At 61.1% G+C, this 17,631-nt stretch carries 14 protein-coding genes and 1 riboswitch; of the genes, 8 read left to right on the top strand and 6 right to left on the bottom strand.

Features of this window, described 5'->3' with window-relative positions; all coding sequences use genetic code 11:
- Positions 1-17 precede the first annotated feature (17 nt).
- From QO005_RS18565 to QO005_RS18590, 6 genes are all read left to right on the top strand, one after another.
- Complete coding sequence (locus QO005_RS18565) at positions 18-221, top strand: DUF1674 domain-containing protein (protein WP_307159556.1); 204 nt, start codon at positions 18-20, stop codon at positions 219-221.
- Positions 222-340: 119 nt separating this feature from the next.
- Complete coding sequence (locus QO005_RS18570; protein WP_307159557.1) at positions 341-1,771, top strand: murein hydrolase activator EnvC family protein; 1,431 nt, start codon at positions 341-343, stop codon at positions 1,769-1,771.
- Entirely contained in the window at positions 1,761-3,095 is a 1,335-nt protein-coding gene (locus tag QO005_RS18575; protein WP_307159558.1) for a S41 family peptidase, read from the top strand. Before QO005_RS18570 ends, QO005_RS18575 begins: the two co-directional genes overlap by 11 nt.
- A 100-nt stretch (positions 3,096-3,195) precedes the next feature.
- The gene (locus QO005_RS18580; protein WP_307159559.1) at positions 3,196-4,368 is read left to right on the top strand and encodes a divergent polysaccharide deacetylase family protein; all 1,173 of its coding nucleotides are present in this window, start codon (positions 3,196-3,198) and stop codon (positions 4,366-4,368) included.
- A gap of 199 nt (positions 4,369-4,567) precedes the next feature.
- On the top strand, positions 4,568-5,086 hold the full coding sequence (locus QO005_RS18585; RefSeq protein WP_307159560.1) for an RNA pyrophosphohydrolase: 519 nt from the start codon (positions 4,568-4,570) through the stop codon (positions 5,084-5,086).
- Positions 5,087-5,515: 429 nt separating this feature from the next.
- On the top strand, positions 5,516-6,376 hold the full coding sequence (locus QO005_RS18590) for an RNA polymerase factor sigma-32 (protein ID WP_307159561.1): 861 nt from the start codon (positions 5,516-5,518) through the stop codon (positions 6,374-6,376).
- Positions 6,377-6,555: 179 nt separating this feature from the next.
- Here the strand turns inward: QO005_RS18590 and QO005_RS18595 are convergent, their stop codons facing one another.
- The 4 genes from QO005_RS18595 to thiB all read right to left on the bottom strand — a co-directional run bounded on the left by QO005_RS18595 (position 6,556) and on the right by thiB (position 11,756).
- The gene (locus QO005_RS18595; RefSeq protein ID WP_307159562.1) at positions 6,556-8,073 is read right to left on the bottom strand and encodes a M48 family metalloprotease; all 1,518 of its coding nucleotides are present in this window, start codon (positions 8,071-8,073) and stop codon (positions 6,556-6,558) included.
- 267 nt (positions 8,074-8,340) lie between these two features.
- Positions 8,341-9,063 (bottom strand): thiamine ABC transporter ATP-binding protein, encoded by a 723-nt coding sequence (locus tag QO005_RS18600; RefSeq protein ID WP_307159563.1) that lies wholly within the window; start codon positions 9,061-9,063, stop codon positions 8,341-8,343.
- Positions 9,060-10,700 carry a thiamine/thiamine pyrophosphate ABC transporter permease gene (gene thiP / locus QO005_RS18605; protein WP_370878111.1) on the bottom strand — a complete coding sequence of 547 codons (1,641 nt, stop codon included), beginning with the start codon at positions 10,698-10,700 and terminating at the stop codon, positions 9,060-9,062. Before thiP ends, QO005_RS18600 begins: the two co-directional genes overlap by 4 nt.
- 75 nt (positions 10,701-10,775) lie before the next feature.
- Positions 10,776-11,756 carry a thiamine ABC transporter substrate binding subunit gene (thiB, locus tag QO005_RS18610; RefSeq protein WP_307159564.1) on the bottom strand — a complete coding sequence of 327 codons (981 nt, stop codon included), beginning with the start codon at positions 11,754-11,756 and terminating at the stop codon, positions 10,776-10,778.
- A gap of 182 nt (positions 11,757-11,938) precedes the next feature.
- A riboswitch (TPP riboswitch) is annotated at positions 11,939-12,040 on the bottom strand.
- 207 nt (positions 12,041-12,247) lie between these two features.
- Here thiB and QO005_RS18615 point away from each other — a divergent pair.
- Complete coding sequence (locus QO005_RS18615; protein WP_307159565.1) at positions 12,248-12,967, top strand: hypothetical protein; 720 nt, start codon at positions 12,248-12,250, stop codon at positions 12,965-12,967.
- Between the two features lie 135 nt (positions 12,968-13,102).
- Complete coding sequence (locus QO005_RS18620; protein ID WP_307159566.1) at positions 13,103-14,878, top strand: ABC transporter ATP-binding protein/permease; 1,776 nt, start codon at positions 13,103-13,105, stop codon at positions 14,876-14,878.
- A gap of 160 nt (positions 14,879-15,038) precedes the next feature.
- Here the strand turns inward: QO005_RS18620 and QO005_RS18625 are convergent, their stop codons facing one another.
- Together QO005_RS18625 and QO005_RS18630 are read right to left on the bottom strand one after the other, a co-directional pair.
- Entirely contained in the window at positions 15,039-16,868 is a 1,830-nt protein-coding gene (locus tag QO005_RS18625) for an ABC-F family ATP-binding cassette domain-containing protein (RefSeq protein WP_307159567.1), read from the bottom strand.
- Positions 16,869-16,872: 4 nt separating this feature from the next.
- A complete protein-coding gene (locus tag QO005_RS18630) occupies positions 16,873-17,526 on the bottom strand; it encodes a thiamine diphosphokinase (protein ID WP_307159568.1) in 654 nt (217 codons plus the stop codon).
- Positions 17,527-17,631 lie beyond the last annotated feature (105 nt).

Here is a 17,631-nt window from a genome sequence, read left to right on the forward strand (position 1 = left end):
CTCCGGGAGATTTGTCCATGACCGACGGTCACGACGAAACGCAGCAAACCGCCCCGCAAAAAGAGCTGTCACCGGCAGCCCGGCGCGCGCTGGATGAGGCTGAAGCCCGGCGCAAGGCCGAAAAGGCCGCCGCCATGCCGAAAGAAATCGGCGGGCGGGGCGGTGCTGATCCCGCCCGCTTCGGCGACTGGGAAATCAATGGCCGCGCCATCGACTTTTGACATTGCGAACCGGCGGCTGTGATTTCGCCGCAATTCATTCCGATGGAAGCCCCGATATGGTAGGGTCATTCCCCACCGAGATTCGCGGGCGCACCAGCTTGATGGCTAAGGACGGGAGAATGAGGCAGGGAGGGCTGCGGGCATTATTGCTCGTGGCGGGCTTTGTCGCGACCTTCTCTCCGCTTGCGCGCGCTGAGGAACCGCAGCCACAACTGGCAGCGCCAGAGGCCGGTTCCCCCTCCCCGGCTTCGCCAGCCGGTCAGGCCGCACAAGCGCCCGCGCCGGTGGCAGACGATCCGGCGGCAGCGCTTCAGGCCAAACGCGATCAGGTTTCAAAGGAACTCACCGCACTTTCAGAGACGATGAAGCTCTCGACCGACAAGGCCGATGAGCTGCGGCGCAGCATCGACGCGTTGGACAAAAGCAGCGCCAGCCTGAAAGAAGCGCTGATCTCATCCGCATCCCGGCGCAAGGAGATCGAGCAGAAGATCGCCGACGGCGAAAAGAAGCTTGCCGATTACGGCGTGCGGGAAGACGGCATCCGAAAATCCTTTCGCGCCCGCCGCGCCGTGCTGGCGGAGGTCTTGGGTGCGCTGGAGCGGATGGGCCGCAACCCGCCGCCTGCGCTGCTGGTGAAGCCGGAGGATGCGCTGGGCGCGGTGCGCACCGCCATTCTCCTGGGCGCGGTGGTGCCGGGCATGCGCAAGGAGACCGAAAAACTTGCCCACGACCTGCAGGAACTGGCCGACCTGAAAAAGGCGACGGAAACGGAGCGCGAGGCGATGACCGCGAGCCTGAAGAGCCGGCAGGAGGAAGAGGCCCGCATGGACATGCTGCTGGGCGAAAACGCCCGGCTCAGCGAAAAAAACAGCGCCGAACTTCAGGAGGAAACCCGCCGCGCCGAGGCGCTGGCGCAGAAATCCACCTCCCTGCAGGGGCTGATTTCCGGGCTGGAAAGCGAAATTGCCTCGGTGAAGGCGGCAGGCGAGCAGGCAAGGCTGGAAGAGCAGAAACGCCAGCAGATGACGGATGAACAGCGGGAAAAGGCAAGGCAGGATGCGGAGGCCATGGTGCCCGATAAAAACCGCATTGCGCCCGCATTTTCCTTCGATGAGTTGAAGGGCAAGCTGCAATTGCCCGCCGTGGGTGACGTGCTGCGCCAGTTCGGCGATCCCGATGGAACCGGTCACGATGCCAAGGGCATGGTGCTGGCCACGGGGCCGGGGGCGGTGGTGACGGCGCCTGCCGATGGCACGGTGGTCTATGCAGGGCAATTTCGCAGCTATGGCAAAATGGTGATCCTGAATACCGGCGAAGGCTATCACGTCATTTTGTCCGGCATGGACCGTGTGACCGGTCATGCCGGACAATTCGTGCTGTCAGGAGAGCCGATTGGTGTTATGGGTGAAAAGAGAGTGGCGAGCGCTGCCGCTTTCGCGCTGGAAACAGATCGCCCAACCCTTTACATAGAATTTCGCAAGGACGGCAACTCGGTTGATTCCCGACCATGGTGGGCGAAGGACGCCGGAAAGGTACGCAATGATTCGTAAGGCTTCTTTTATGGTGGTTGGCGCGCTGTTAGGCGCGACGGCAATGAGCGTCATCTATTCGGCCGGAGTGCCGGCCCAGGCGGCCAGCAATTCCACCTATAAGGAACTGGCGATCTTTGGCGACGTATTCGAACGCGTGCGTGCCCAATATGTAACGCCGCCGGATGAGAAGAAGCTGGTGGAAGCGGCCATCAATGGCATGCTGGCCTCGCTGGACCCGCATTCGAGCTACATGAATGCCGAGGAAGCGGCGGACATGCAGACCGAAACCAAGGGTGAGTTCGGCGGCATCGGCATCGAAGTCACGATGGAAGACGAGATGGTCAAGGTCATCACGCCCATCGACGACACGCCCGGCGCGCGCGCCGGCATCCTTGCCGGTGACCTGATTTCCGAAATCAACGGCCAGCCGGTGCGCGGCATGCAGCTTTCCGACGCCGTCGAGAAGATGCGCGGCCCGGTCAACACGCCGATCAAGCTCACCATTCTGCGCAAGGGCGCGGACAAGCCGATCGAGCTTTCCGTCACCCGTGAAATCATTCCGATCCGGGCCGTGAAGTCGCGCGTCGAGGGCGATGTCGGCTATCTGCGCATCATCAAGTTCAGCGAAAAGACCTATGACGACCTGGAAGCGGCGATCAAGAAGATCAAGACCGACGTCCCGGCCGACAAGCTGAAGGGCTATGTGCTCGACCTGCGCCTCAATCCGGGCGGCCTGCTCGATCAGGCAATCTACGTGTCGGATGCCTTCCTGCAGAAGGGTGAGATCGTCTCCACCCGCTCGCGCGATCCGGAAGATACCCGCCGCTTCAATGCCACCGCAGGCGACCTGACCGATGGCAAGCCGCTGATCGTGCTCGTCAACGGCGGTTCGGCCTCGGCCTCGGAAATCGTCGCGGGCGCCTTGCAGGACCTGAAGCGGGCAACGGTCGTCGGCACCCGCAGCTTCGGCAAGGGCTCGGTTCAGACCATCATCCCCATGGGCGACAAGGGCGCGCTGCGGCTGACCACGGCGCTCTATTATACGCCGTCCGGCAAGTCGATCCAGGGCACGGGCATCCATCCGGACGTGGTGGTGGAACAGCCGCTGCCGCCGGAATTGCAGGGCAAGGTGCGGGCGGAGGGTGAATCCTCGCTGCGCGGCCACATCCAGGGCCAGAGCGAAACGGAAGAAGGCTCCGGCTCCTTCGCCTATGTGCCGCCGGAAACCAAGGACGACGTGCAGCTCAACTATGCGCTCGACCTGCTGCGCGGCACCAAGACCGATCCGTCCTTCCCGCCGGACCCGGCCAAGGCCGTGGTCGAGAACATGAAGAAGAAGTGATCCATACAATGCCGGTTCTCACGAACCGGCATTTTTCTTGAACGGCGCGTTCGGCGCGGGCATGGTCTGACCCATCGCAAAGCTGATTCGGGACAGAATTTTGGGCGTCGATCTTCACGCACCGCTGGGGCAGCAGGACCGGTCGCGCAAACGCCGCAACCGGGCATGGCAGCATGGTCTGTGGGCCGGCCTGCTCGGCCTCGGCGTGCTTTCGCTTTCCCTCTATACGGCCTTGCAGCCGGTGGCGCTCTCAAGCGTCGCTGCCCTTCGCGATCCCGGTCCCGCGCCCGAAAAGCCAGTGGTGCAGGACAAAGGCGCCATGCCGACCACCATCCAGCGCTCCCCCACCTCCGGCGCCAATATCCAGCGGTCCACACTGGCGGATGGCTCGGTCGTGACGACCTACAAGCCCGCCGCGCGGGACGGCAATGGTCCTGCGCTGATGAGCGCGAGCCGGATCGGTCAGGACCCGCGTTCGGCCACTCTTCCCAATCCTGACCTGCTGGAGGAAAGCCCGGTGGGCCGCCTGCCGGTGATCGGGCCGGACGGCCTGCGCCCGGTGGAGCAATATGCAAGGCCCTGGTCGGGCGCCCACGGCACCCGCATCGCCATTGTCGTCGGCGGCCTTGGCCTCAGCCAGACCGGCACCCAGAAGGCAATCAAAACACTGCCGGAGGAGGTGACGCTGGCCTTTGCCGCCTCGGGCAACAGCCTCAGCCGCTGGATGCAGGATGCGCGGCGCGGAGGCCATGAAATACTTTTGCAGGTGCCGATGGAACCGCTGGGCTATCCGGGCAACAATCCAGGCCGTGGCACGCTGCTGGTGGACAGGCAGGAGGCGGAGATCTTGCAGGAGCTGCACCGCGCCATGGCGAGCATGACCAATTATACCGGCCTGATGAACTATATGGGAGGCCGTTTCCTCTCCAGCACGCAAGCCCTGGAGCCGGTGATGCGGGACATTGCCGGGCGCGGATTGCTGTTTCTGGATGATGGCGGCTCCGCCCAGTCGCTCAGCGACGGCGTCGGCAAGGCGCTGAACATGCCACATGCGACGGCGGATGTGCTGCTGGACGACCAGTTGCAGGAGCAGGCCATTCTGAAACGGCTCGATGAGTTGGAACGGGTGGCAAAGCGCAATGGAGCGGCCATCGGCGTCGCCTCGGCCTTTGACGAAAGCATTGCCGCCATTGCCAAATGGGCCCATGAAGCCAAGGCGCGGGGCATTGAGATTGTCGGTGTTTCCGCCATTGCGTTGCAGGCGCAGGAATGAAGCTGTGTTTTTACGCTTTTCTCGGGACAATGCTCTAGGGTGTGTGGGGCTTCAGTTTTGGGGGAGGCGAAAACGGTGATTTTCGAGAACCGGAGCGGAGTGTACTTGAGTACATGAGCACCGGAAGCGCAGGAAATTGCCGTTTGCAGCCCGCCCAAAGCTGAATACCCACACACCCTAATTTGAAAGTGAGACGGCTATGACCCCCATCAAGGCAGAAGACCTTCCCTACCGCCCCTGTGTGGGTATCATGGTGCTGAACAGCCAAGGGCTTGTCTGGGCGGGACGGCGAATTCCGCTGGAGAATTCGGAATATGATGGCTCGCCGCAGCTCTGGCAGATGCCGCAGGGCGGCATAGACGAGGGCGAAGATCCGCTGGCGGCGGCCTATCGCGAACTTTATGAAGAAACCGGCATGCGCAGCGTGACTCTGCTGGCCGAAGCCCCCCGCTGGATCCATTATGACCTGCCGCCGCAATTGCTCGGCATTGGCCTGAGAGGCAAGTATCGTGGCCAGACGCAGCGCTGGTTCGCCTTCCGCTTCGAAGGCGACGAAAGCGAAATCGCCATCAATCCTCCGCCCACCGGAGAGCATGCCGAATTCGACGCCTGGGCCTGGAAGCCGATGCGCGAATTGCCGGAGCTGATCGTGCCTTTCAAGCGTGCCGTCTATGAGCAGGTTGTCGAGGCATTCCGGCATCTCGACCCCACGGCGTAATACGCCGGTCCTGAGGGGCTTTTCCGGGCTATATCCCAAAAATAAGCTTCCCTTCCCTACTGCATAATTCCTTAAATCGGAATCGATTTAAGGCTAAAATTATGCAGCAGATTTAAGTGCTACAGCGTCCTTTGTGCGTTTGATAAAACGCACGGCGCTGTAGGGAACAAAAGCACCTGCCATACGTTTCCTTGGCATCTTCGCAGGATTTTTATCCCGCAGAGATCCAAGCGGCATTCTGCTGCGTATATCAGACTGACGGAACATTTTAACGGTGTGAAGGTGCTCACACCATGATGGGGTCAGCCGTCCGCATCGCGGACGGAAACCGGATCTGCGGGTGGATCAACCATCCCGTACGGTTTGCCACCCCGTTTTGGTCGCCGCTCCCACTTCAGACGCCCTGCCCCGTTCCGAATGGAGGAAGCAATGAATTCCGTGCAGGCAGACAAGAAGCTCATCAAGTTCGCCATGGCCGCGCCCTATCTGGAGCGGGATGAGGAGAAGGAACTGGCATTGCGCTGGAAGGATTCAGCCGACCAGAATGCCCGCAATCGCATTGCCCTTGCTCACATGCGCCTCGTCATCGCCATGGCCTCCAAGTTTCGTGGCTTCGGCCTGCCCTTGAGTGACCTTATACAAGAAGGTTACATAGGGCTTCTTGAAGCCGCGGCAAGGTTTGAACCTGCGCGCGATGTACGTTTTTCTACCTATGCCGGTTGGTGGATCCGCGCCTCCATGCAGGATTACATTCTACGCAACTGGTCGATCGTGCGCGGCGGCACGAGTTCCTCGCAGAAAGCGCTGTTCTTCAACCTGCGCCGCCTTCGCGCCAAGTTGGCCCAGGGCGACCAGCGCCTGACCGATCAGGCCATTCATGAGGAAATCGCCACGGCGCTTGGCGTCAGCGTTGCGGATGTGCAAGCCATGGATGCCCGGCTTTCAGCCAACGACACCTCTCTTCAGGCCCCGGTTTCCCAGAACAACGGGGGGGACGGGATCGAGCGGCTGGACATGCTGGCCAGCGACGAGCCGCAACCGGACGAACAGGTGACAGACATGATCGACGGCGAGCGGCGCCTGCGCTGGCTGAAGGGCGCCATGAATCGTCTCAATGAACGCGAGACACGCATCATCCGCGCCCGCCGTCTGTCCGAAGATACCGCGACGCTTGAGGAACTGGGCAGCGAGCTTGGTATTTCCAAGGAGCGCGTCCGCCAGATCGAAACGCGGGCGTTGGAAAAACTGCGCCACGCGCTGGTCGAAGCCCATCCCGAAATGGCGGGATGAGCAAACTTCCTTTCGGCGTTAGAGCATTTCCAGGAAAAGTGGAAACCGGTTTTCCGTCCGGAAATGCGTAGAAACAAAGAGCTAGAGCGCCGATCTGATTGAATCAGATCGACCCTCTAACGTTTTCTTTTTGCAGCATAATCTTGATCATCCTCGTTTCACTCCGGTCGGATCATGCTCTATTCCGAGACGATCTTGACCCGGCTTCCCGGCGGCGGCGTCTGGCCGACGGGAATGGCGTTCATGACGCGGAAAAGTTCAAGCTTCCGGTCGGTGCCCATCATCCGCGATGACAGGGTGGCCAAAGTATCTCCCTGGCCCACGGTGATGACCCGCACACGCAAGGGCTTCAGCGTCTGCGCCTCCTGCGGCGTGATCCGCCGGAAGGTGCGGCGCAGTGTGTCCGCCGTCGATTGCAGTTGATCGCTGCCCTTCGGCACGGCGGTCAGGAAACGGAAGATCTGGTTGCCCAGCCGAATGACGGTAATATCGAAATCCCAGCGATCCGCCGAGGCGCGGGCGGTGGCGGCCTCCATGCCGTTCACCGTGGTCTGTTGCACTGTTTCCGGCAACAGGCCGGTGACCCAGCCACTGGAAATATAATTGGTCAGGCTGCGGTTTTCGGTATCCGCCACGCCGTCGAAGCGGATGGCGACATCGCCGGGGCCGGTCGCCATCACCGCTTCCACCTTGTTGTCGATCTGGAAACCGTCCGGCACATCGAAGCGGATGCCGAGCGTGCCGTGCAGGAAGGTCTGGCCACGCACATAGCCTTCCTGCGGACTGTCGCCATAGAGCAGACCGTCGATGCCGTCGAGGAAGTAATCCCGCCCCTTGTCGCCGGTGGACCCCTCGGGGCCGAAGGCGCGGGCATGGGCGCGGGCCAGTTCCACGCGCTGCGGCGTGGAAGGGTGGCTGGAAAGGAAGTCCATGCTCTGATCCGCTGTCGGATCGGTGGAATTGAAATGCTGGTAGGCGGCCATGGAATCCAGGAAGCGCGCCGCCGCATAGGGATCATAGCCAGCTTCGCCCAGAGTGCGGATGCCGATCATATCCGCCTGCAATTCCTGCTGGCGGGAAAAGGCCGCCAAGCGCAACTTGCCGCGCGCCAAAGCCTGCTTGCCTGCCAGATCGGAAGACAGCACCTCCGCCACCACGCGGCTGGCAATGACCTCCGCCTCTTCGCGGCGCTGCCGCTCAATGCCGTGATTGGCGGTGACATGCGCCATTTCATGCGAGAGCACTGCCGCCACTTCCGAAGCGTCATTGGCAAGCGCCAGAAGACCCCGGGTGACATAAAGATAGCCACCCGGCAGCGCAAAGGCGTTGATGGCGGGCGAATTCAGGATGGTGATGCGATAGGACTGTTTCGGATTTTCCGACACGGCCGTCAGCGCACCGGCAATCTTGGCCACCAGCCGTTCGGTCTTCTGATCGTGATATTCGCCGCCATAGCTTGCGACAATGCGCGGGTGCTCGCGGGCTCCCATCTGGGCACGCGGATCGTTCTTCTGCACCTGCTCGACGATCTGCGGCGTCGAGGAAGGCGAAACGCTGGCCTGATAGGATTGATCGAAAAGCGACTGGCAGCCACCCAGCGCCAGAATGAGCGCAAGCCCGCCAATCTGGCCCGCCCGGCGGTGGCGCAATGGCCAGCCAGTGCGTGACGCAGAATGCTGTGGTCCGGACAGGGTCATGGTCTGCCCTTTCCCGACGCGGTCTTCAACCCCCAGCCTGTCACTCGAACTCCTGTCTCCTGTTTCGCTGCGCTCCGCTTCAGAGCCGATCCCGGCGTTCTGAGCGGATACTTAACATCATATTATCGAATTGGATAAAACCGTGCTCGAAACAAGATGGAGTGATTGGATAAGAAATTATTAATAACCGCCTCTTTTCGTGCGATCTGCCCCTATCGCATGCCAGTTGTCCACGTCCAAAATAAGGCTGCCGCTTTTTGGCTCCGGTCAGCTTTTTCCAAGAAAGCGTTGCACCTCAGGTACATCCCGCATTGCGAAGAATTGGTTCTGGGGCACGAGGAAATCAAGCCGCCCCTGCTGCAGAAAGGCCACCTCGTCGGCAAGAGCCGCGACATCCTGCGGATTATGCGTCACCAGCAGCACCGTGCTGGCGGTTTGACGCTGGAGGCTGAGCAACAACTCCCCCATTTCCGCCCGAAGCCCCGGATCGAGCGCGGCAAAGGGTTCGTCCAGAAGCAGGATCGGTTTTCTGCGCACCAGCGCCCGCGCGAAAGCCGCCCGCTGGCGCTCGCCGCCGGAGAGCGTGGCAGGCTTGCGCCGCTCATAGCCGGCCAGACCGACATCGCTCAGTGCCCGGCTGATGGAAGCCCGGTCCTCAGCGTCCAGTTTCAGGCCGGGATGGATGCCAAGACCTATATTGGTGGCGAGATCGAGATGGGCGAAGAGGTTATTGTCCTGAAAGATCAGCGAGACTGGCCGAAGCCCGGGCAGCTGCGCGGTCAAATCCGCACCGGAAAACAGAATACGCCCCCGGGCCGGGCGCTCAAACCCGGCAATCAGATTGATCAGCGTCGATTTGCCAGCACCGGAAGGGCCGGTGATGGCCGTGATGGCGTTGGGTGCAAAGCGGGCATCGAAATGAAAATCGCGCGCGCCCAGTTGCAATTCGACGCCTTCAAGGGCAAGCGCGTCTTTCTCCCGTTCGGTCATCGCCGGTTCTCCCCCGCCCGTCCCGGCTGACCGATCAGCGTCAGCAGCAGGCACACCAGACCGAGCAACAGCGCCAGCCCATCCGCATCGGCGCTGCGGTAATGGCCGAGACGGCTGAAAATCAGCCAGGGCAACGTCGTCAGACGGTCCGCCCCGAAGAGGGCGACAGCGCCGAGATCACCGAGGGAAAGAGCCATGGCGAAGGACAATGCCGTCAGCAGCGGACGTTTCAGACCCGGCCAATCCACCCACCGCAGCCGGGAAAACCCGCTGAGGCCCAGGCTTTCCGCCAGCCGGTCATGACGGCGGTGATGAACATCCACGGCTGGTTGCAGCACGCGCATGGCAAAGGGCAGCGCCATCATCGCATTGATCAGAATGACGACCGGGGCCGCAAAGATGGCCACATTTCCGAAGCGCCTGAGCAGCAGGAACCAGCCGGTGGCAATCACGATGGCAGGCACAAGCAGCACCAAAGAGGAGGCAGCACCAATCCCGGCTTTCAGCAGGCGGGCGGGCAGGCCCGAAGCCCGCGCCAGCGCGATGCGAGCGCGGCTGAAGGCGAAGCTGAGCAGCACCGCCACCAGACCGGAGGGAAGCGCAATGCCAAGGCTGACGGCGAGCGCCTGGTGAACGGCAGGATCGCTGAGCAGGCTGACAAGATTGGAGCGAAGGCCGGAGAGAAGGACCTGCGCCAATGGAGCCGCCAGAAACAGAAAGGCGAGACCCAGCCACAGCCCGTCCTTGAGCCTTGCAGACCAGCTTTCGCCATCGAACCGGCGCGTCGGACGCTGATCGGTCAGCCCCACCTCCGGCGGCGCGGGCCAGAGGGTCAGAAGCAGCAGCATGAGCGCCGTGACGGCAAGCTGAAGCGCGGCCAGCGCCACGGCCTGAGGCGGATCGAAATCGAACCGCAGTGCCTGATAGATCGCCACTTCCAGTGTGGTCGCGCCCGGCCCGCCGCCCAAAATCAGCACGAGGGTGAAGCTTGTGGCGCAGAGCATGAAGATCAGCCCGGCAATCCCCGGCAGAAGGCCGCTGACGGCTGGCCATTCGATCAAGCGGAAAATGGCGCGGCGGCGCATGCCGAGACTTGCCGCCATCTGCCAATATTCCGGCGGCAGCCGTTCCAGTCCCGCCAGCATCAGCCGTGCGGCCAGCGGCATGTTGAAGAAGACATGCGCGAGCAGAATTCCGGCAAGCCCGTAGATGCTCACCGGCGCCTGCACCCCCAATAATGCCAGCCCCTGATTGATGACGCCGTTGCGTCCCCAGATCCCCAGGAGGCCCAGCGCACCGATCAGCACCGGCAGCCCCATCGGCACCGCCATCAGCCGGATCAGCAGCAGCCTGCCAGGAAAACGCCGCTGACGCGCCAGGGACAGCGCCACCGGCAAGGCAAACACCACCGACAGCAGTGTGGACAGCAGCGCCTGCCACAGCGTGAAACGCAAAATGGAGAGCGTGGCGGGCGCAAGCACGGGCAGGCCATTCCCCGCCGTTTCCATCAGCAGGGAAGCAAGAGCAACACCGATGAAGAACAGGAGCAGGACAAGCCCGATCAGCCCCCCAAGTGCTGCGGCTCGCCCATGAGCGCTTTCCGATCTGACTGAATCAGATCGGCGCTCTAACGTTATATTTTTGAAGCATAATCTTGATCGTCCTCGTTTCACTCCGGTCGGATTATGCTCATGCCGGAGGCCGGTCATGACCTATTTCGCCATGGCGGCCTGCCACTCCTCGATCCATTCCTTGCGGTGGGCAGCCACCTCCTCCGACGACATCAGGAAGGTCGTCTTCGGCTGGATCAGTTTGGAGAAGGCATCCGGCAAGGGCTGAGACGTCCGGGCCACCGGCATCATCCAGTTGTTGGTCGGAATTTCATCCTGAAAACCGGGCGTCAACATGAATTTCAGGAAGTCGCGGGCAAGATCCTGATGCTTTGCGTCTTTCAGCAAACCAGCAACCTCGATCTGGATGTAATGCCCCTCGGAAAATTCGGCAGCCTTGTAGCGGTCGGTATTTTCGGACACCATGTGATAGGCGGGCGAGGTGGCATAGGAAAGCACCATCGGCGCTTCGCCCTTGGTGAACAGCCCATAGGCTTCCGACCAGCCGGGCGTGACTGTCAGCACCCGGTTCTTCAGCTTTGCCCAGGCGGCGGGCGCATCCTTGCCATAGACCGACTTGACCCAGAGAAGCAGACCAAGCCCGGGGGTTGAGGTGCGCGGGTCCTCGATGACGATCTTCTGCGAGGGATCTCCCTCCACCAACTCCTTCAGGCTTTTCGGCGGGCTCTTCAGAGTCTGGCTATCATAGACCACGGCAAAGTGGCCGTAATCATAGGGCACGAAGACATCATCCTTGAAACCGCCCGGTACGCTGGCAGCCGAAACATCGATGCCATGCGGTGCGAAGAAGCCGGTTTTCTTTGCCTCTTCCGTCAGGCTGGTGTCCAGGCCCAGAACCAGATCCGCCTTGGTGGAGGCCCCTTCCAGCTTGAGGCGATTGAGCAGTGCCACGCCATCTTCCACGCCGACGAAATCGACCCGGCAACCGCAGGTCTTTTCAAAGCTCGCCTTGACCTTCGGACCCGGTCCCCATTCCGAGATGAAGCTCTCATAGGTGTAGACGGTCAGGACCTTGTCTTCGGCGTCAGCGGCATGCGCCGTTCCAGAAAGCGCAGCAGCCATGATGGCGGCAGTGATTTGGAGTGTACGGCGTAGAGCGCCTTTCGATCTGACTGAATCAGATCGGCGCTCTGACGGCTTATTTTTGAAGCATAATCTTGTCGATCCTCGTCTCGCTCCGGTCGAATTATGCTCTAGAAACATCATAGCCCCCTTGTTCAAATGGATCGTGGGATGAGGGCGTGTTGGATGACGCATCTAATCCCTCCGCCGGTATGAGCCGGATCAGGTTCCGCGGGTTGGCTGGATGCCTCTCAGCAAGAAAACTTGCACCCCGTTAGATATAAAGCTGATTTAGCGGCAGTGTATGGCGCTGGCAAGAGGCCCGCCGCAAGCAGCTAGGACCGGCTTCCCGGACCGAACGCCTCGGCCAAGAAAAAGAACTAAAATATTTGCGTCAAATTTGGCGCAAACGAGATATTTATTGACATTTGAACGGGAAGGCCGACCTATTGAACACTTCGCTTCCCGCATGTTCGATGGAGGAACATGACATGCCCCTGGAAAAACGCGAGATCGACTTCATCTGCAACAGTGTGCGCTTCGTCGGCAATCACACCGATCATGGCGGCACCTGGTCCGATCTGCAGATCATGACGCTGGCCAAGGCCAGAACCATGGACAAGGGCGGCCGGGCCGAGCATTACCTCAACCACTATCTTGAAGGCTCGGGCGAGCCCATCTACTTTTCGCTCCGCACCCTGATGGATGAAGACCCAGGCGTGCGCGCCCGCATCATCAGCACCATCAATGCGCTGCGGCGCGCAGGCGAAGGGGATGGTCGCAATGCCGCGATCCTGTCCTCGGTGCCGAAAGCGGGGCAGATCCCGATACCCCAGACCGTTTTCCAAAATCACGACTGGCAGTTCGCCACCGGTTCCTTGAATGTGAACTGGCGTTTCATCGAAGAGATCAATCGAAACGGAACGAAGATGATGAAGGTGGAACTCTGGACCACCAATATCTATCGCTGGCATCCGACGGAAGGCCGGCGGACGCAATGCGTGCATCAGGCGGCGGTCAATCTTCAGCACCCTCAACAGGAAAGCTACTTTCCCATGGATGACCGCATTCATGGCAGCGGCATGGTTCCGGGCATGGTCTGGCCGGATTTTTCGAAAAAGAAGACCACGAATTACAAGGCAGCCAAGGATTTTCCGATGATCGCCAAGCCGGAAGCTGTGTTGATTCCAAAGACGGCGCCGTATCGCTGAAAGGAACACAAGGCTTTTCTACTGCATAATTCCTAAATCGATTCCGATTCAGGAATTATGCAGTAGGCAGTGGCACAAAATCACCAACCGGGGCATGATGGGGGACGCGATTCCCTTCACGGCCAAACATTCTTGATGAGCGCATCCAAACTCCCGGTTTTAGACGAGGCTGCCAACCCACCCGATTTAACCTTCGGCGAACAATTGCGCATGGCCGGGCAATCCTTCTGGGCAAGCCGGGTTCGCGGTCGGCTCATCCTGCTCTCGATTGCGCTTCTGGCGGTCATCCTGCTTTTGACCTATGGGCAGATCCTGCTCAACCGCTGGAACCAGCCCTTTTACAACGCCCTGGAAAACCGGGATCTGCCTGCCTTTTGGCAGGAACTCAGGAATTTCTTCTTCATCGCCGCCTTCCTGCTGGTGGTCAATGTGGCGCAAACCTGGTTCAGCCAGACCACGGCGCTTTACATGCGCGAAGGCCTGGCGCGCGACATGGTGGATCAGTGGCTGAAGGGCCGCCGCGCCTACCGGCTGTCCGTGTCGAGCCCGCTCGGCGTCAATCCGGACCAGAGGCTGCATGAGGATGCGCGCAAACTGGCCGAAACCACCACGTCGCTGACCATCGGGCTTTTGCAATCCACCATCCTGCTCATCAGCTTCATCAGCGTGCTCTGGCAGATGTCGGGCGACTTTTCGATCCCGCTGTTCGGGCATCAGATCGCCATTCCCGGTTACATGGTCTGGGGCGCGCTGATCTATGCCGGAGGGGCAGCAGCGGCCTCCAATATTGTCGGCGCGGCGCTGACACGCATCAATGCCGACCGCTATGCGCGGGAGGCGGAAATGCGCGCCGCCCTGATGTGGACCAATGAGCATCTGGAACCGATTGCCCTCGCCCGGGGCGAGGCGGTGGAGTTGCGGGCCATCCACGCCACCATCGACAATGTGCTCAAGGTGATCTGGAAGCTCGCCATGGGGCTGACCAATCTCACCTGGGTTTCCGCCGCCTTTGGCTGGCTGGCGCTGATCGTGCCGGTGCTGATTGCTTCGCCTGCCTATTTCTCCGGAACCATGACCTTTGGCGGGCTGATGATGGCGGCTTCGGCCTTCACCCAGGTCTATACGGCGCTGCGCTGGTATATCGACAATTTCGGAGCCATTGCCGATTGGAAGGCCACGCTGCTCAGGGTCATGGTGCTGCGGGCGGCGCTGACGGAACCGGCGCTGACGGAAGATTGCGCCGGGCAGATCGTCGTGGAGCCCGGCAAGCCGGGCGAGCTTGCCTTCGAGGATGTCTATATCCGCACACCGAGCGAGGCGGAGGCTCGGTGGGGCGGCTATCATATCCGCGAGGAAGCACCGGTCATCCACGCTGGCGAGCGGGTGATGATCAACGGCGACCCCGGCGTCAACCGGCGCCAGTTCTTCAATGCCATGGCCGGGCTCTGGCCCTATGGCGAGGGGCGGATCGTGCTGCCGGAAGAAGACCATATCCTCTTCCTGCCTCAGACACCCTATATGCCCGAGGGCCGGCTGATCGATATCCTTGCCTATCCCGAGGAGGTTGCGGCCTACCGGGAAGAGGATGCGCTCGCCGCCCTGAAAGCCGTCAAGCTCAGCCGTCTTGCCCCGCTGCTCAAGGACCGCAAACGCTGGGACCGGGTGCTGGACAAGGAGGAGCAGATGGCCCTCACCTTTGCCCATCTCCTGCTGCGACAGCCGAAATGGGCCGTGTTCAACGACGTGCTGGAAGGCCTGGAACCGGAAACCGTCAAGGTTCTGACCGGCATTATGCAAAGCCTCGACCAGACCACCCTGATCTATCTCGGCCGCTCCCAGGCCTTTCTCGAGGCGCTTTCACCGCGGGTGCTGCATCTGGAACGGATGGATGTGCCGGTGCCGGAGGTTTAAAGCACGTTGCGGCTTATCAGCCTCATGAAACGTGCTTTAAATTCTTGTTTTAACGCATGTCGTTATCGCAAAACCGCTGCACACTTTTGCGCGACATGCTTTAGAGCATTGTCCCGAGAAAAGTGGGAACCGGTTTTCCGTCCGGAAATGCTTTAAGGGATTACCCCTCCAGCTCCTCGCGCAGCATTTCCAGCTCAAGCCATTCCTCTTCCATGCGGGTCAGGCTGTCGCGTAGCTTTTCCAGCTCGGCGGCCAGCTTGTTGAAGGTCGCAGGATCCTTGGTGAAGAGAGTGGGATCGGCCATTTTCGCCTCGCGGGCGGCAATGTCCTTTTCGGTCTTTTCCATCTCTTTCGGCAGGTTTTCCAGCGCAAATTTCTGCTTGAAGGAGAGCTTGGCCTTGCCCTTGCCGCTCTGATCGGCAGGCTTGGGGCTTGTCGCCTCCACCTTGGCTTTTTCCGCTTTTTCCGCCCGCTTGCGCTCGTCCTCCGCCCCCTTGCGCTGGGCCAGCATGTCGGAGTAACCGCCCGCATATTCGATCCAGCGGCCATCCGGCTCCTCCGGATTGGCCGGCGCGATGGTCGAGGTCACGGTACGGTCGAGGAAGTCACGGTCGTGGCTCACGAGAATGACCGTGCCGGAATAGCCGGCGACGATTTCCTGCAACAGATCCAGCGTCTCGATGTCGAGGTCGTTGGTCGGCTCGTCGAGGATCAGCAGGTTGGAGGGCTTGGCCATGATCCGGGCCAGCATCAGCCGCGCCCGCTCGCCGCCGGAGAGGTTGCGGATGGGCGTGCGGGCCTGTTCCGGCTGGAACAGGAAATCCTTCATATAGCCGGTCACATGCTTCTGCTCGCCATTGACCAGCAGGTTTTCGCCGCGCCCGTCGGTCAGATAATGCGCCAGCGAATCATCCGGGTTAAGGTCTTCGCGCTTCTGGTCAAGCACGGCAATGTCGAGATTGGTGCCGAGCTTGATCGTGCCGCTGTCGGGCTCGAGCTGGCCGGTCAGCATTTTCAGAAGCGTTGTCTTGCCCGCGCCGTTCGGGCCGATCAGGCCGATGCAATCGCCGCGATGCACGCGCAGCGAAAAGGGTGCGACAATCACCCGTTCGCCGTAGGATTTGGTGATCTTCTCCGCCTCGATCACCAGCTTGCCGCTTTCCTTGCCTTCGGTGGCGCTGGCCTGAATGGTGCCCTGCGGCCCCTTATGGCCGCGATAATCGGCGCGCATCTGCTGCAACTGCCCCAGACGGCGCATATTGCGCTTGCGGCGCGCCGTCACCCCGTAGCGCAACCAGTGCTCCTCCCGCTCGATGGCCTTGCCGAGCTTGTGCTGGGCCAGTTCCTCCTCCTCCAGCACCTTGTCGCGCCATTCCTCGAAATGGGCAAAGCCGCGATCGAGCCGCCGCGATGTGCCGCGATCCAGCCAGACGGTGGCGGTGGAGATTTTTTCCAGAAAACGCCGGTCATGGGAGATCAGCACCAGCGCGCTGCGTGTCTTTTGCAACTCACCTTCCAGCCATTCGATGGTCGGCAGGTCGAGATGGTTGGTCGGCTCGTCCAGCATCAGAATGTCCGGTTCCGGCGCCAGAACCCGGGCAAGAGCTGCCCGGCGGGCCTCACCGCCGGACAAGCTTTTCGGGTCTTCCTGCCCGCTCAGCCCCAGATGCGACAAAAGATAAGTGACGCGGTAAGGATCATCCCCCGGCCCGAGCCCCGCTTCCGCATAGGCCTGAACGGTGGTGAAACCGGCAAAATCGGGTGCCTGCTCCAGATAGCGGATGGTGGAGGAGGGATGGCGGAACACCTCGCCAGACTGCGCCTCCACCAATCCGGCAGCAATTTTCATCAGCGTCGATTTGCCAGAACCGTTACGGCCGACAAGGCAGATGCGGTCTCCCGGCTCCACCTGCAGGTTTGCGCCATTGAGAAGCGGCGTGCCGCCGAAAGAGAGGAAGATGTCATCGAGTTTCAGAATGGGCGGGGCCATGGGCTCAAGCTCCGGTCAGGTCATAGGGGCGGGCAAGGATGACGGCATCACCGCTTGCAAGCGAGAGCGTCACGGCGCCTTCCGCCACGTTGGAAATGGTGCGGGACGAGCCGAAGGGCAGCTCGAAATTCTGGAGGGGGTAGCGCGCACCCGCTATAGAAAGCCCTTTCAGCTCGGAAAAACCCAGAACGGAAAACAGCGATGCGGGCGGCAGATCAAGCGTCATTGGCTGCGCGGAAAGAAGCGGCCATGCCTCCTCCTCGCCGGAGGTGAGATGGACATCGAGGCCCTGATTGGCAAGGGTCACGGACAGGATGAGATGCATCAGCGCCTGGTCGGACCGCTCGCCCCCCAACGCACCCACCAACACAAGCCGGGTCGCGCCGCGGCTAAGCGCCTCTTCAATAGCGATTTCGCCATCCGTCAGGTTTTTGCGGGGCGGATGCGCCTGACGCGGAACATCGGCAAAATCATCCTGCGACAGATCCTCGGAACTGTCGAAATCACCAACCCACAGTTCCGGCTTCAACCCGAGCGGCAAGGCGTGGCGCATGCCGCCATCGGCAGCGATGACACGGCTTCCGGCAATCGCGGCCTCAAGGCGCGGCGTAACACGGACAGGCCCGCCGAGCAGAATGGTGAAGGTGCTTTCGTTCATGGCCCTGCCATAGCCTATCTCGGGCAAAAAGCAAAAGCCAAGCCTCGTGAACCCTGCCGCATAGAGCGGCTTCTCACCTCTAAAGCCCGTTGCGGCTTATCAGCC

The sequence above is a fragment of the Allorhizobium paknamense genome, from assembly GCF_030815125.1.
GTDB lineage: Bacteria > Pseudomonadota > Alphaproteobacteria > Rhizobiales > Rhizobiaceae > Allorhizobium > Allorhizobium paknamense.

What these genes read in the sequence shown, in the direction of transcription:
- QO005_RS18565 (WP_307159556.1), top strand. Translation starts at nt 18, where the DNA reads ATGACCGACGGTCACGACGAAACGCAGCAAACCGCCCCGCAAAAAGAG.
- QO005_RS18570 (WP_307159557.1), top strand. Translation starts at nt 341, where the DNA reads ATGAGGCAGGGAGGGCTGCGGGCATTATTGCTCGTGGCGGGCTTTGTC.
- QO005_RS18575 (WP_307159558.1), top strand. Translation starts at nt 1,761, where the DNA reads ATGATTCGTAAGGCTTCTTTTATGGTGGTTGGCGCGCTGTTAGGCGCG.
- QO005_RS18585 (WP_307159560.1), top strand. Translation starts at nt 4,568, where the DNA reads ATGACCCCCATCAAGGCAGAAGACCTTCCCTACCGCCCCTGTGTGGGT.
- QO005_RS18590 (WP_307159561.1), top strand. Translation starts at nt 5,516, where the DNA reads ATGAATTCCGTGCAGGCAGACAAGAAGCTCATCAAGTTCGCCATGGCC.
- QO005_RS18595 (WP_307159562.1), bottom strand. Translation starts at nt 8,073, where the DNA reads ATGACCCTGTCCGGACCACAGCATTCTGCGTCACGCACTGGCTGGCCA.
- QO005_RS18600 (WP_307159563.1), bottom strand. Translation starts at nt 9,063, where the DNA reads ATGACCGAACGGGAGAAAGACGCGCTTGCCCTTGAAGGCGTCGAATTG.
- thiB (WP_307159564.1), bottom strand. Translation starts at nt 11,756, where the DNA reads ATGGCTGCTGCGCTTTCTGGAACGGCGCATGCCGCTGACGCCGAAGAC.
- QO005_RS18615 (WP_307159565.1), top strand. Translation starts at nt 12,248, where the DNA reads ATGCCCCTGGAAAAACGCGAGATCGACTTCATCTGCAACAGTGTGCGC.
- QO005_RS18620 (WP_307159566.1), top strand. Translation starts at nt 13,103, where the DNA reads ATGAGCGCATCCAAACTCCCGGTTTTAGACGAGGCTGCCAACCCACCC.
- QO005_RS18625 (WP_307159567.1), bottom strand. Translation starts at nt 16,868, where the DNA reads ATGGCCCCGCCCATTCTGAAACTCGATGACATCTTCCTCTCTTTCGGC.
- QO005_RS18630 (WP_307159568.1), bottom strand. Translation starts at nt 17,526, where the DNA reads ATGAACGAAAGCACCTTCACCATTCTGCTCGGCGGGCCTGTCCGTGTT.